Origin of the sequence: Streptomyces sp. NPDC047880 (assembly GCF_040706515.1) — a bacterium.
Classification (GTDB): Bacteria; Actinomycetota; Actinomycetes; order Streptomycetales; family Streptomycetaceae; genus Streptomyces.
Genome location: NZ_JBEZOK010000016.1, coordinates 125,681 through 138,825, shown reverse-complemented (window position 1 = coordinate 138,825; position 13,145 = coordinate 125,681). Strand labels below are relative to the sequence as shown.

Here is a 13,145-nt window from a genome sequence, read left to right as displayed (position 1 = left end):
GAGGTCCACACATGTCAGCCGAGCCCCTTTCCCCCGCTTCCACCGCCTACCGCGCCGCCCTCGACGTGATCCGCGCCGTGGAACCCCGCGTGGCGGACGCCATCGGCCAGGAGGTCGCCGACCAGCGCGAGATGCTCAAGCTGATCGCCTCCGAGAACTACGCCTCCCCGGCCACCCTCCTCGCGATGGGCAACTGGTTCAGCGACAAGTACGCCGAGGGCACCATCGGCCGCCGCTTCTACGCGGGCTGCCGCAACGTCGACACCGTCGAGTCCCTCGCCGCCGAGCACGCCAAGGAGCTCTTCGGAGCCCGCCACGCCTACGTCCAGCCGCACTCGGGCATCGACGCCAACCTCGTCGCCTTCTGGTCGGTCCTCGCCCAGCGCGTCGAGGTCCCCGCCCTGGAGAAGGCCGGCGCCCGCCAGGTCAACGACCTCTCCGAGGCCGACTGGGCCGAGCTGCGCCGTGCCTTCGGCAACCAGCGCATGCTCGGCATGTCCCTGGACGCCGGCGGCCACCTCACCCACGGCTTCCGCCCGAACATCTCCGGCAAGATGTTCGACCAGCGCTCCTACGGCACGGACCCGGCCACGGGCCTCATCGACTACGAGGCGCTGCGCACCTCCGCCCGCGAGTTCAAGCCGCTGATCATCGTCGCCGGCTACTCCGCTTACCCCCGTCTGGTGAACTTCCGGATCATGCGGGAGATCGCCGACGAGGTCGGCGCGACGCTCATGGTCGACATGGCGCACTTCGCCGGTCTGGTCGCGGGCAAGGTCCTCACCGGCGACTTCGACCCGGTCCCGCACGCCCAGATCGTGACGACCACCACCCACAAGTCGCTGCGCGGCCCCCGCGGCGGCATGGTGCTGTGCGACGACTCCCTGAAGGACCAGGTCGACCGCGGCTGCCCGATGGTCCTCGGCGGCCCCCTCCCGCACGTCATGGCGGCCAAGGCCGTGGCCCTCGCGGAGGCCCGCCAGGAGTCCTTCCGCGACTACGCCCAGCGCATCGTCGACAACTCCCGCGCGCTGGCCGAGGGCCTGATGCGCCGCGGCGCGACGCTGGTGACGGGCGGTACGGACAACCACCTGAACCTGATCGACGTCGCCTCCTCCTACGGTCTCACCGGCCGCCAGGCCGAGGCGGCCCTGCTCGACTCGGGCATCGTCACCAACCGCAACGCCATCCCCGCCGACCCGAACGGCGCCTGGTACACCTCCGGCATCCGCATCGGCACCCCCGCCCTGACCACCCGTGGCCTCGGCACGGCGGAGATGGACGAGGTGGCCGGACTGATCGACCGCGTCCTCACCACCGCGGAGCCGGGCACGATCAAGTCGGGCGCCCCCTCCAAGGCGTCCCACGTCCTCGACGCGAAGGTGGCGGACGAGATCTCCCAGCGCGCCACCGACCTCGTGGCCGGTTTCCCGCTGTACCCGGAGATCGACCTCGGCTGACACCCGCGCCCGTCAATCGTCCAGGTCGATCAGCACCTGACGAGACTCCTCCCGCGGCGGTCCGGCTTCCCGCCGGGCCGCCGCGCGGCGTACCGGCAGCGTGCCACCGGCACCGGCCGCGAGCCCCAGCGCCCGGCCGCCACCGCCCAGCGCACCTCACCCCGCGCCCCATGGGGCAGATCAGCGGCCGACGCACTCCCCGCGGGAGCGCCCTGCCCGGCACCGAGCAGCCGCGCCCCGTCCAGCCGCTCGAAGAGCGACCGCCGGTGCCCCCCCGGTGCCAGCGGATGTCGTCGTCCTCCACGGCGGGCGCCGGATCCGTGCGGACCCAGGGCGTACCGTCCTGGTCCTGCCGCTCGACGGCCACGTCCCCGCCCGGCGGCCGGTTGGTGCTCGGCCGGCCGCCGACACCGGACAGCCCCCACACCACGGTGAGCCTCACCTGCGGAAAGTTCCCCTTCGTCCCTTCCTCCGGCACCCCCTCCGTCCCCCTGGCCATGGGCTGCGGCAGCTGCCACAGACGGGCGAAGCCGCGCCGGCCCGAGCGCGCCGCCGTCGTCCGCCCCGTGCCGCCCGCCACGACCATCGCCACGTCCGGGACGTCCCGCCCCCGCGCCGGGAGGGCCGCGGCGGCCGGGACCGCCGCACACCCCGCCGGCACGACCGCCGCCATCACCCCCGCGTGGGCCGCGCCACCCGGCTCCGGCCCCGCGCTCTCCCGGCCCCGCCTCGTGCCCGCATCGGTCCCCCTCCAGGTCCACCCACCCGAGCACGGCCGGGGAGACCCCCGCGTGCCTCCCCCTCTTGTTACACCGCCCGAGCCGAACAGGAGCCCGTCTGTTTCCGGCCGGTTCCGGATCGGCCCCCGGGACCTGAGAGAATGGGGAGCATGGCCTCTGACCGACCTCGCGTGCTCTCCGGGATCCAGCCCACCGCCGGCTCGTTCCACCTCGGCAACTACCTCGGCGCCGTCCGCCAGTGGGTGGCCCTGCAGGAGACCCACGACGCGTTCTACATGGTCGTCGACCTGCACGCGATCACCATCCCGCAGGATCCGAAGGACCTGCGCGCGAACACGCGCCTGGCCGCGGCCCAGCTCCTCGCGGCGGGCCTCGACCCGGACCGCTGCACGCTCTTCGTGCAGAGCCACGTCCCCGAGCACGCCCAGCTCGCCTGGATCATGAACTGCCTCACCGGTTTCGGCGAGGCCGGCCGGATGACCCAGTTCAAGGACAAGTCCGCCAAGCAGGGCGCCGAGCGCGCCTCGGTCGGCCTGTTCACGTACCCGATCCTCCAGGTCGCGGACATCCTGCTCTACCAGGCCCACGAGGTCCCGGTCGGCGAGGACCAGCGCCAGCACATCGAGCTCACCCGTGACCTCGCCACGCGCTTCAACGGCCGGTTCGGCGAGACCTTCACGCTGCCCAAGCCGTACATCCTCAAGGAGACGGCGAAGATCTACGACCTCCAGGACCCGTCGATCAAGATGAGCAAGTCGGCGTCCACGCCGAAGGGCCTCATCAACCTCCTCGACGAGCCGAAGGCCACGGCCAAGAAGGTCAAGAGCGCCGTCACCGACACGGACACCGTGATCCGCTACGACGCCGAGAACAAGCCGGGCATCAGCAACCTGCTCACGATCTACTCGACCCTCACCGGCGAGAGCATCGCCGAGCTGGAGGAGAAGTACACCGGCAAGATGTACGGCGCGCTCAAGACGGATCTCGCCGAAATCATGGTCGAGTTCGTCACGCCGTTCCGGGAGCGCACCCAGCAGTACCTGGACGACCCCGAGACGCTCGACTCGATCCTGGCCAAGGGCGCCGAGAAGGCCCGCGCGGTCGCCGCGGAGACCCTCGCCCAGGCGTACGACAAGGTCGGCTTCCTGCCCGCCAAGCACTGAACCGGCCCCCGCGCACAGCCGTACCACCGAACAGCGCTGTACATCACTCCGGTTGCGCCTGCCCGTAACCCGGCTGTGGCCGTACAGTCGATAACCGGGTGGTCGTATCAGCGGCCACACTGACACGACAGGAGACGACGTGGGGACCGTAACGATCGGTGTCTCGATCGCGGTCCCGGAGCCTTACGGCAGCGAGCTCCAGCAGCTGCGCGCGGGCTTCGGCGACGCCGCTGCTCACGGCATCCCCACGCACGTCACCCTGCTGCCGCCGACGGAGGTCGACGAGGCCTCCCTGCCGGCGGTCGAGGCGCACCTGGCCGAGGTCGCGGCGGCCGGCCGCGCGTTCCCCATGCGGCTGTCCGGCACGGGCACCTTCCGGCCCCTGTCGCCGGTGGTGTACGTCCGGGTCGTCGAGGGCGCGGAGGCCTGCACGCTGCTCCAGCAGCAGGTCCGCGACCCCGCCGGGCCGGCCGCACGCGAACTGCAGTTCCCGTACCACCCGCACGTCACGGTGGCGCACGGCATCGACGAGGCGGCCATGGACCGGGCCTTCGAGGAACTCGCCGGGTACGAGGCCGAGTGGCCCTGCACCGGCTTCGCCCTCTACGAGCAGGGCGCCGACGGCGTCTGGCGCAAGCTCCGCGAGTTCCCCTTCGGCGGCTCGGTGGTCCCCCCGCAGGCCGGGCGGGCGGAGCGCGGTTCGGTCCCCACCCGCTGAGGCCCCCGCCGGTCAGACCGGCAGCCGCCCAGACCTCCCCCCGTCGGTCACCGGCAGCCGTCAGCCCCCCTGTCGTTCACCGGCAGCTGTCAGGCCTCCCCCTGCCGGTCAGGCGGGCATCCGCCGAACCCCCTGCCGGTCAGGCGGGCATCCGCCGAACCCCCTGCCGGTCAGGCGGGCATCCGCCGAACCCGTGCCGGTCAGACCGGCAGCCGGCGGAACACCCCGCGCGGCAGGTGCCGCAGCGCCGCCATCACCACGCGCAGCGTCCCCGGCACCCACACCGTCTCCGTGCGGCGCCGCAGCCCCAGCTCCACGGCCGTCGCGACCGCCTCCGGTGTGGTCGCCAGCGGCGCCTCGGGCAGCCCGGCGGTCATCCGCGTCCGCACGAAGCCGGGGCGTACGACCATGACGTGCACGCCCGTGCCGTGCAGCGCGTCGCCCAGGCCCTGGGCGAAGGCGTCGAGGCCGGCCTTGCTGGAGCCGTAGATGAAGTTCGCCCGGCGGGCCCGCTCGCCCGCCACCGACGACATCACGACCAGCGAGCCGTGTCCCTGGGACTGGAGCGAGCGGGCGCACACCAGGCCAGCCGAGACCGCGCCGGTGTAGTTGGTCTGCGCGACCCGTACGGCCGCCTCGGGCTCGCGCTCGTCACGGGCCTGGTCACCCAGCAGCCCGAAGGCGAGCAGCACCATGTCGACGTCGCCCTCGGCGAAGACCTTGCCGAGCACGGCCTCGTGGGAGGCCGGGTCGAGCGCGTCGAAGGCCACGGTGTGGACGTCGGCGCCGAGCCCGCGCAGCTGCCCGGCGGCCTCCTCCAGGGCGGGGGAGGGGCGGCCCGCCAGCCAGACCGTGCGGGTGCGGCGGGCGATCAGCCGGCGGGCGGTCGCCAGCGCGATCTCCGACGTGCCGCCGAGGACGAGCAGGGACTGGGGGAGGCCGAAGGCGTCCTTCATGACAGCTCCTAGGGGATGGCTCAGAGACTGAGGCGGCGGGCCAGGTCGGACACGAACACCCCGCTCGGATCCAGCCGGGCGCGCAGCTCGCGGAAGTCGTCGAGACGCGGGTACATGGCCGCGAGCAGCTCGGGACGCAGCCGGGCGTCCTTCGCGAGGTAGACGCGGCCCTCGGCGGCGGCGACCTCCTCGTCCAGCTCGTCGAGGAAGGTGCCCAGGCCGGGCAGGCCCGCCGGGATGTCCAGGGCCAGCGTCCAGCCCGGCACGGGGAAGGACAGCCAGCCCGGGTCGGACTCCCCGAAGCGCTTGAGGACGGCCAGGAAGGACGGGCAGCGGCGTTCGGAGATGCGGCGCACGATCCGGCGCAGCGCGTCCTCCCGGCCGTAGCCGACGACGAACTGGTACTGCACGAAGCCGCCGCGGCCGTAGACGCGGTTCCAGTGGGGCACGCCGTCCAAGGGGTGGAAGAAGCCGGAGATCCGCTGGAGTTGGCCGGTCCGGGCGCGCGGGGCCTTGCGGTACCACAGCTCGTTGAACAGGCCCACGGTCGTCCGGCTGAGCAGGCCCTCGGGGAGGATCGCGGGGGTCGCCGGGAGGCGGGGGGTGCGGAAGGCGAGCGGCTCCCGGCGCAGGCGTGCGGGGAGCGCGTCCAGGGGTGCGTGGTCGCCGCGGGTGAGGACCGCGCGCCCGGTGGCGGCGCCCCGGGCCAGCAGGTCGATCCAGGCGACCGAGTAGCGGTAGCGGTGGTCGGTGGCCGCCAGCCGGGCCATCAGGTCGTCGAGGTCCGACGCCCGCTCGGTGTCGACGGACATCAGCGACGTCTCGACCGGCTGGAGCCGGATCGTCGCGGTGAGGATCACTCCGGTCAGGCCCATGCCACCGGCCGTCGCGTCGAACAACGGCGTACCGGGGATCACCGTGCGGATCTCGCCGTCGGCGGTGAGCAGTTCGAGCGCGAGGACGTGCCGCGCGAAGGAGCCGGAGACGTGATGGTTCTTGCCGTGGATGTCGGCGCCGATCGCCCCGCCGACGGTGACGTAGCGGGTGCCGGGGGTGACCGGCACGAACCAGCCGAGCGGCAGCAGCACCTCCATCAGCCGGTGCAGGGAGACGCCCGCGTCGCACAGCACGGTCCCGCCGTCGGCGTCGATCGCGTGCACCCGGTCCAGGGCCGTCATGTCGAGCACGGAGCCGCCCGCGTTCTGCGCCGCGTCCCCGTACGCCCGCCCCAGGCCCCGGGGGATCCCGCCGCGCGCCCCGCAGTCCCGGACGGCCGCTGCGGCTTCCTCGTACGTCCGCGGACGGATCAGCCAGGCACCAGTGGGTGCGGTGCGGCCCCAACCTGTGACGGTGGTGTGGTTCAGGCCCATGACGTCCGGGTCGGAATCGGTGTCGGCAGACATGTTCGTGACCGTATCGCCCCACTGTGAGCGATCAGTTCGGGAACATGGCATCCCTCCCCGAAATGGGTGATTAATGGGATGTCGCTCAATATTGCCGGAGTTCAGGCCTGATGGGCGTGAACAGTGAGTCCACATGGACGACCTCGACGACCTGCACGACATGGACCACCGGATCGTTTCGGCGCTCAGGGAGTGCGGCACCGACCCGCGCGTCGCCGGCGCCGCCCGTGCCCTGTCCTGGGCGGGGGAACACGCGGCGCTGTGGCTGGCGGCGGGGCTCGCCGGAGCCGCCGTCGACAGTGGGCGACGCGGCGCCTGGCTGCGCGGCACCGCCCTCACCGCCGGGGCGCACCTGGTCAGCATGGGGGTGAAACGGGTCGTGCGCCGGCCGCGTCCCGCACACGTCGAGCCCCTGGTGCGCACCGCCGGCCGGCACTCCTTCCCCAGCTCGCACGCCACCTCCGCCGCGGCCGCCGCCGTGGCCTTCGGCACCCTGGGCGCACAGGCGGTCCCGCCGCTCGCCGGCCTGGTGTGCGTCTCACGGCTGGTGGCCGGCGTCCACTTCCCCACGGACGTGGCGGCGGGTGCGGCCCTGGGCGCGCTCACGGCCCGGCTCGGCGCCCGCTGGATGCGGGGAGGCGCCCACCATGACTGAGACGGCCGTACTGCGGCAGCGCACCCACCAGGAGCGGCCCGCACCACCCCGCAAGGGCGGTGTCCTGGCCGGTCTCCTCAAGACCGCGCGCCCGAAGCAGTGGGTCAAGAACGTCCTCGTGGTCGCCGCCCCGGCCGCCGCCGGCGAACTCTTCTCCCGCCACGCCCTGATCCAACTCGCCCTGGTCTTCCTCCTCTTCACCGCCTGCGCCGCCGCCGTCTACCTCGTCAACGACGCCCGCGACGCCGACGCCGACCGCGCCCACCCCGTCAAACGGCACCGCCCGGTCGCCGCCGGGCAGGTCCCCGTACCCGTCGCCTACGCCGTCGGCGGCTGCCTCGGCCTCCTCGCGCCCGCCGCCGCGGCCTGGCTGTGCGGCCCGGCCGTCGCCGCCCTGCTGACCGCCTACCTCGCGATGCAACTGGCCTATTGCATCAGCCTCAAGCACGTCCTGGTCGTCGACCTCGCAGTCGTCACCACCGGCTTCCTGATGCGGGCCATGATCGGCGGACTCGCCCTCGGTATCCCGCTGTCCCGCTGGTTCCTGATCACCACCGGCTTCGGCGCGCTGTTCATGGTGTCGGCCAAGCGCTACTCGGAAGCCGTCCAGATGGCCGGAAAAGCGGGCGCCACAAGGGCGTTGCTCACCGAGTACACCACCGGATACCTGCGCTTCGTCTGGCAGCTCGCAGCCGGTGTCGCCGTCCTCGGCTACTGTCTGTGGGCCATGGAGGAGGGCGGCGTCCCGCACACCAGCGTGCTGCCGTGGCGCCAACTGTCCATGGTGGCCTTCATCCTGGCGGTCCTCAGGTACGCCGTCTTCGCCGACCGCGGCACGGCCGGCGAACCCGAGGACGTCGTCCTGCGCGACCGGGCCCTCGCCCTCATCGGCGTGGCCTGGGTGGCGATGTACGGCCTGGCCGTGGCGAATTGGTGACCGCACGCGCGTGGCGCGGCCCAGCCACCCCCGGCCGCCGGGCCCGGGCGCGGCGGGGCCCCGGCGCCCCCCGCCGCCGGGAACTGCTCGGCTTCGCCACCGTCGGTCTCCTCGCCTACGCCGTCGACCTCGCCCTGTTCACCGCGCTGCGCGGCCCCGCCGGAGTCGACCCGCTCACCGCCAAGTCCCTGTCCTTCCTGGCCGCCTGCACGGTCGCCTACGCGGGCAACGCCCTCGGCACCTACCGCGCCGCCCGCACCCCCGGCCTGCGGGCCTACGGCGCGTTCTTCGCGGTGAACCTCGCCGGAGCCGCCGTCCAGCTGCTCTGCCTGGCCGTCAGCCACTACGGCCTCGGCCTCACCTCGCAGCGCGCGGACACCGTCTCCGGCACGGTCGTCGGTATGGCGCTGGCCACAGTCCTGCGGTTCTGGGGTACCCGTACATGGGTGTTCCGGGCGGAGGGCAGAGTCGGATCATGGACTGGCTGAAAAAGCTCCCGGTGATCGGGCCGTGGTCGGAGCGGCTGATGATCACCCACGTGTGGCGGTCGTACGAGCGGCTCGACCGTGTGAAGTGGCCGCGGCTGGCCGCCGCGATGACCTTCAGGAGTTTCGTCGCGCTGTTCCCGCTGCTGACGGTGTCCGCCACCATCGCCGCCGCCACGCTCAGCAAGGAGCAGGAGGAGAAGCTGCGGGACAAGCTCGTCGAGCAGGTTCCCGGCATCTCCGACCAGCTGGACATCGCCGACCTGGTGGACAACGCAGGCACGATCGGCCTCATCGCGGGCGCGCTGCTGCTCTTCACCGGCATCAGCTGGGCCGGCTCGATGCGCGAGTGCCTGCGCGCCGTGTGGGAGCTGCCCGACGAGGAGGAGAACCCGCTCCTGCGCTACGTCAAGGACGCCGGTGTCCTGGTCGGCCTCGGCGGCGCGCTCCTGGTCACCATCGCCGCCTCCGCCATCGCCTCCGCGATGATCGGCTGGGTCACCCGGCAGCTCGGCATCGACGAGGGCGGCTGGGGCGGGGTCCTGCTGCACGTCGCCGCGTTCCTGATCGCCGTGCTGGCGAACTTCCTGCTGCTGCTCTACGTGCTGACACTGCTGCCCGGCGTCGAGCCGACACGCCACCGCCTGTTCGTGGCGGCACTGACCGGCGCGATCGGCTTCGAACTGCTGAAGCTGCTGCTCAGCGGCTATCTGCAGGGTGTGGCGGCGAAGAGCATGTACGGCGCGTTCGGGGTGCCGGTCGCGCTGCTGCTGTGGATCAACTTCACCTCGAAGCTGGTGCTGTTCTGCGCCGCCTGGACGGCGACGCAGAGCAAGGAGGACGAAGTCCCCGAGATCACGGGCGAGTGCGGCGGCGCACCAGATCCGGCAGCGGCCAACGGCGGTTGATCAGGAACGCGCCGCCCGCGAGCAGCACCAGCACCCCGCCCGTGATGCCGAGCGCGGTCCCGATGCCGCTGGAGCCGTCCGCGGCCGGGGCGCTCGCCGTCGGCTTCGAACCGGTCCCGGCCGTGCCGCTGCCGCCGTCCCCGGAGCCGCCGGCCTCGCCGGAGGGGTTCGCGCCGGGCTGGGCACCGCCCTGCGCGGCGCCCTTGGGCGGCACCAGCTCACCCACCGGCTGCACCTTCCCGGCCGCCTTGAAGCCCCAGTCGAACAGCCGGGCCGTCTCCTTGTAGACCTCGTTGTGCTCGGGCTTCTCCGGGTTCATCACCGTCACCAGCAGCACCTTGCCGCCGCGCTCGGCGACGCCGGTGAAGGTGGCGCCGGCGTTGGTGGTGTTGCCGTTCTTGACGCCCGCGATGCCCTGGTAGACGGGCACGTCGGAGTCACCGGCCAGCAGCCGGTTGGTGTTCTGGATCTCGAAGGACTCGCGGACCTTCTTGCCCTTCTTGCCCTTCTTGGTCTCCCCGGGGAACTTGGCCCGCACCGTCGAGGCGTACTCGCGGAAGTCCTTCTTCTGCATCCCGGAGCGGGCGAACAGCGTCAGGTCGTACGCGGAGGAGACCTGTCCCTCGGCGTCATAGCCGTCCGGGCTGACGACGTGCGTGTCGAGGGCCTGGAGCTCCTCGGCGTGCTCGTTCATCGCCTTGACGGTGTTCTCGACGCCCCCGTTCATGGCGGACAGCACGTGCACGGCGTCGTTGCCGGAGCGCAGGAAGACGCCCAGCCACAGGTCGTGGACCGTGTACGTCTCCTCCTCCTTTATCCCGACCATGCTGGAGCCCGCGCCGATGCCGGCCAGGTCCGCGGGCACGACCTTGTGCTTGGTGTCGCTCGGGAACTTCGGCAGCAGCGTGTCCGCGAACAGCATCTTCAGCGTGCTGGCGGGGGCGAGGCGCCAGTGCGCGTTGTGCGCGGCCAGGACGTCACCGGACTCGGCGTCGGCGACGATCCAGGAGCGGGCGGTCACGTCCTTCGGCAGTACCGGCACGCCGCTCGCCAGGTTCACCTGCGTGCCGGGCCTGCCGAGCCGGGCACCGCCCACACCCGACATCGACGCCGGGGGCGTGACCGAGGGGCTCGCCGACGGGCTGCCCGAGGGCTTCGGGGCGGCGACGGCGGCGGATGCGGCCAGGGCGAGGGACGACAGGACGGCGGAGGTGACCAGCAGGGATCGCCTTACGGTCTCTTTCGGGGCGGGCACGGTCGGAAACGTACATGCCGTACGGGGGGAAGTCCCGCCTCCGGCCCCACCCCGCGAACGGAACCGGACAGGTCCTGGCGATACTGGGTGCATGAAGCTCAGCCGCCCCGTCTCCTGGTTCCTGCTCGCCTTCGGGGTGTGGAGCTGGGTCATCTGGATCACTTTCGTCAAGAACCTGGTCAAGGACGGCAGCGGGCTCGCCTTCGACGACGGCCGTCCCACGGCCTACTTCTGGGTGCACCTGCTGCTCGCCGTCGTCTCCTTCGTATTGGGGACGGTCATCGGGGCCATCGGGTTGCGTGGTCTGCGCGCACTGCGCCGGACGTCATAGCGGCGATCGGGAGACACGACACCGTGGTCATCGTTTTCGTCCTCGTGGCCGTACTGGTGCTGGCCGTCGTCGTGACGGCCAACTGGTACGTGTGGCGCCGCCTGTTCCGCGACACGACCAGCGGCCCGGGCCTCGTCCGCCGGGCGGGCGCGGTCCTCATCGCCGGCGGCTGGGCCCTCGCGATCACCGCCCTGGTCGCCGAGCGCTCCGGCGCCCCCTTCTGGCTCCAGCAGACCCTCGCCTGGCCGGGCTTCCTGTGGCTGGCCCTGTCGATATACCTGCTGCTGGCGGTGGTGGCCGGTGAATTCGTCCGCCCGCTCCTGCGCCGCTTCCTCGAACACCGGGCGAGACGGACGGACCAGGCCCGGCAGACGAGCGGCACCACCGCGCCGCAGACGAACGGCAGCGACGCGGTCTCCGTCTCCGCGGGCGCCTCGCAGCCCAACGGCGGTGGTGGCGCGGCCTCCACCACGACCGCCGTGCCCGCGGCCGGCTCGCGGGCGGGCGGCGCCGGAACCACCGCTTCGGCGACGGCGCCCGCAGCCGCTTCGCGGCCCCACCGTGCCGCCGACGCGTCCACGGCCGAGACCGCCGCGCCGCAGGCGAACGGCAGCGGCCCCGCCCCCGCGCCCGGGACCGCGACCGGCGATGCCGATGGAGCACCCGCCTCCGCCGCCGCGCCCGAGGGCGCTCCGGAGCCCCGTGCCACCCCGGACCCGAGCGGCACCGCCACCCCCGCCGGTTCCTCCCGCCGTCTGTTCGTCTCCCGGGTCGTCGCCGGAGCCGCGGCGGCCGCCGCCGTCGGGACCGTGGGGTACGGCACCTACGGTGTGCTGCGCGGGCCGAAGGTCAAGCGGGTCACCGTGCCCCTGGCCAAGCTGCCGCGCGCCGCACACGGGTACCGGATCGCCGTCGTCAGCGACGTGCACCTCGGCCCGGTCCTGGGGCGCGGCTTCGCACAGAAGGTCGTCGACACGATCAACGGCACCCAGCCCGACCTGATCGCGGTCGTCGGCGACCTGGTCGACGGCAGCGTGAAGGACCTCGGGCCCGCGGCGGCCCCGCTCGCGCAGCTGAGGGCACGTCACGGGTCCTACTTCGTCACCGGCAACCACGAGTACTTCTCCGGCGCCGAACAGTGGGTGGAGGAGGTCCGCCGCCTGGGCATCGACCCCCTGGAGAACGCCCGCCGGGAGATGCCGTACTTCGACCTGGCCGGGGTCGACGACATCGCGGGCGAGGACGAGGGCCAGGGCCCCGACTTCGCGAGGGCGCTCGGCGACCGGGACACCGCACGCGCGTGCGTGCTGCTCGCCCACCAGCCCGTCCAGATCCACGACGCCGTCGAGCACGGCGTCGACCTCCAGCTCTCCGGCCACACCCACGGTGGCCAGCTGTGGCCCGGCAACCTCGTCGCCGCCGGCGCCAACCCCACCCTCGCGGGCCTGGACCGCTACGGCGACACCCAGCTCTACGTCTCACGCGGCGCCGGCGCCTGGGGCCCGCCCACCCGGGTCGGCGCACCCTCGGACATCACCGTCATCGAACTCGCGTCGAAGCGGGCCTGACCGCCAGGACCCTGTGAGAACACTGTGAAACCGGACCGAACCGCCCATCGGTAAGGTCTTTCCCAACTCGTCAGATCTCCCTTCCCCTGCTCGAAATCCTGTGATGGGGTGAGCCCGCCGCAAAGGGGTGCGGCACACGCACAAGGGCCTTCAGGGGCCTGGGGAGGGCAAAGCCGATGCGATCGGTTCGCATACGGACACTCGCGGTGCTGCTGGTCCTGGCCGCCGCGGGTGTGGGCGCCTGGCAGTTCCTGCCGTCGAGGGGCGACGGGAAGACCATCACGGTCGGCACGACCGACTGCGTCACCTCGCTCGACCCCGCCGGGGCTACAGCAACAAGACCGTCGACCGGCTGATCAAGGACAGCCGGCGCTACGCCGAGCGGACCGAGGCCGAGCGGGACTTCCGCTCGGTGCAGCAGACGGTCGCCCAGGACGTGCCGGTGCTGCCGCTGTGGCAGGCCAAGGAGTACGTCGTCACCTCCGAGGACGTCGGCGGCGGCCAGTACCTGTCGGACGGCACGGGCGTGTTCCGCCTGTGGAGTCTCACCGCGCTCTGACGGCCCG

The 13,145-nt window shown here is 72.6% G+C and carries 13 protein-coding genes and 2 pseudogenes; 11 read left to right on the top strand and 4 right to left on the bottom strand.

The features are described 5' to 3' along the window. Positions 1-11 precede the first annotated feature (11 nt). Positions 12-1,460: a glycine hydroxymethyltransferase gene (locus AB0937_RS23830; RefSeq protein ID WP_366714197.1), complete on the top strand. Its 1,449-nt coding sequence runs from the start codon at positions 12-14 to the stop codon at positions 1,458-1,460. Between the two features lie 12 nt (positions 1,461-1,472). Here AB0937_RS23830 and AB0937_RS23825 read toward each other — a convergent pair. Beyond that, positions 1,473-2,046 (bottom strand): annotated as a pseudogene (locus AB0937_RS23825) (hypothetical protein). 303 nt (positions 2,047-2,349) lie between these two features. Here AB0937_RS23825 and trpS point away from each other — a divergent pair. Both trpS and AB0937_RS23815 read left to right on the top strand, forming a co-directional pair. Then, positions 2,350-3,363 carry a tryptophan--tRNA ligase gene (gene trpS, locus AB0937_RS23820; protein ID WP_366714196.1) on the top strand — a complete coding sequence of 338 codons (1,014 nt, stop codon included), beginning with the start codon at positions 2,350-2,352 and terminating at the stop codon, positions 3,361-3,363. Between the two features lie 139 nt (positions 3,364-3,502). After that, complete coding sequence (locus tag AB0937_RS23815) at positions 3,503-4,081, top strand: 2'-5' RNA ligase family protein (protein ID WP_366714195.1); 579 nt, start codon at positions 3,503-3,505, stop codon at positions 4,079-4,081. A gap of 200 nt (positions 4,082-4,281) precedes the next feature. On the opposite strand, the gene AB0937_RS23810 is transcribed toward AB0937_RS23815, so the two are convergent. After that, entirely contained in the window at positions 4,282-5,037 is a 756-nt protein-coding gene (locus AB0937_RS23810; protein WP_142160355.1) for a decaprenylphospho-beta-D-erythro-pentofuranosid-2-ulose 2-reductase, read from the bottom strand. 20 nt (positions 5,038-5,057) lie between these two features. Then, on the bottom strand, positions 5,058-6,440 hold the full coding sequence (locus tag AB0937_RS23805) for an FAD-binding oxidoreductase (protein ID WP_366714194.1): 1,383 nt from the start codon (positions 6,438-6,440) through the stop codon (positions 5,058-5,060). 133 nt (positions 6,441-6,573) lie between these two features. Here AB0937_RS23805 and AB0937_RS23800 point away from each other — a divergent pair, with 133 nt between their 5' ends. The 4 genes from AB0937_RS23800 (at position 6,574) to AB0937_RS23785 (ending at position 9,425) form a co-directional block, all read left to right on the top strand. Further along, entirely contained in the window at positions 6,574-7,095 is a 522-nt protein-coding gene (locus tag AB0937_RS23800; protein WP_366714193.1) for a phosphatase PAP2 family protein, read from the top strand. Beyond that, positions 7,088-8,032, top strand: coding sequence for a decaprenyl-phosphate phosphoribosyltransferase (locus AB0937_RS23795; protein WP_366714192.1), 945 nt, complete (start codon positions 7,088-7,090; stop codon positions 8,030-8,032). Before AB0937_RS23800 ends, AB0937_RS23795 begins: the two co-directional genes overlap by 8 nt. Positions 8,033-8,115: 83 nt before the next feature. Then, positions 8,116-8,520: a GtrA family protein gene (locus AB0937_RS23790; RefSeq protein ID WP_366714253.1), complete on the top strand. Its 405-nt coding sequence runs from the start codon at positions 8,116-8,118 to the stop codon at positions 8,518-8,520. Next, on the top strand, positions 8,508-9,425 hold the full coding sequence (locus AB0937_RS23785; RefSeq protein ID WP_366714191.1) for a YihY/virulence factor BrkB family protein: 918 nt from the start codon (positions 8,508-8,510) through the stop codon (positions 9,423-9,425). The genes AB0937_RS23790 and AB0937_RS23785 overlap by 13 nt, the downstream gene beginning before the upstream one ends. On the opposite strand, the gene AB0937_RS23780 is transcribed toward AB0937_RS23785, so the two are convergent. Continuing rightward, positions 9,373-10,680, bottom strand: coding sequence for a D-alanyl-D-alanine carboxypeptidase (locus AB0937_RS23780; protein WP_366714190.1), 1,308 nt, complete (start codon positions 10,678-10,680; stop codon positions 9,373-9,375). The two genes, AB0937_RS23785 and AB0937_RS23780, sit on opposite strands and share 53 nt — an antisense overlap. A 91-nt stretch (positions 10,681-10,771) precedes the next feature. Here AB0937_RS23780 and AB0937_RS23775 point away from each other — a divergent pair, with 91 nt between their 5' ends. The 4 genes and pseudogenes from AB0937_RS23775 to AB0937_RS23760 form a co-directional block, all read left to right on the top strand. Further along, the gene (locus AB0937_RS23775) at positions 10,772-11,011 is read left to right on the top strand and encodes an SCO4848 family membrane protein (RefSeq protein WP_003992504.1); all 240 of its coding nucleotides are present in this window, start codon (positions 10,772-10,774) and stop codon (positions 11,009-11,011) included. A gap of 23 nt (positions 11,012-11,034) precedes the next feature. Further along, positions 11,035-12,579 (top strand): metallophosphoesterase, encoded by a 1,545-nt coding sequence (locus AB0937_RS23770; protein WP_366714189.1) that lies wholly within the window; start codon positions 11,035-11,037, stop codon positions 12,577-12,579. A 176-nt stretch (positions 12,580-12,755) separates the two neighbouring features. Continuing rightward, positions 12,756-12,935 carry a hypothetical protein gene (locus tag AB0937_RS23765; RefSeq protein WP_366714257.1) on the top strand — a complete coding sequence of 60 codons (180 nt, stop codon included), beginning with the start codon at positions 12,756-12,758 and terminating at the stop codon, positions 12,933-12,935. Then, positions 12,905-13,138, top strand: a pseudogene (locus AB0937_RS23760) (peptide-binding protein); the annotation flags it as partial. The gene AB0937_RS23765 and the pseudogene AB0937_RS23760, both read left to right, overlap by 31 nt. Positions 13,139-13,145 lie beyond the last annotated feature (7 nt).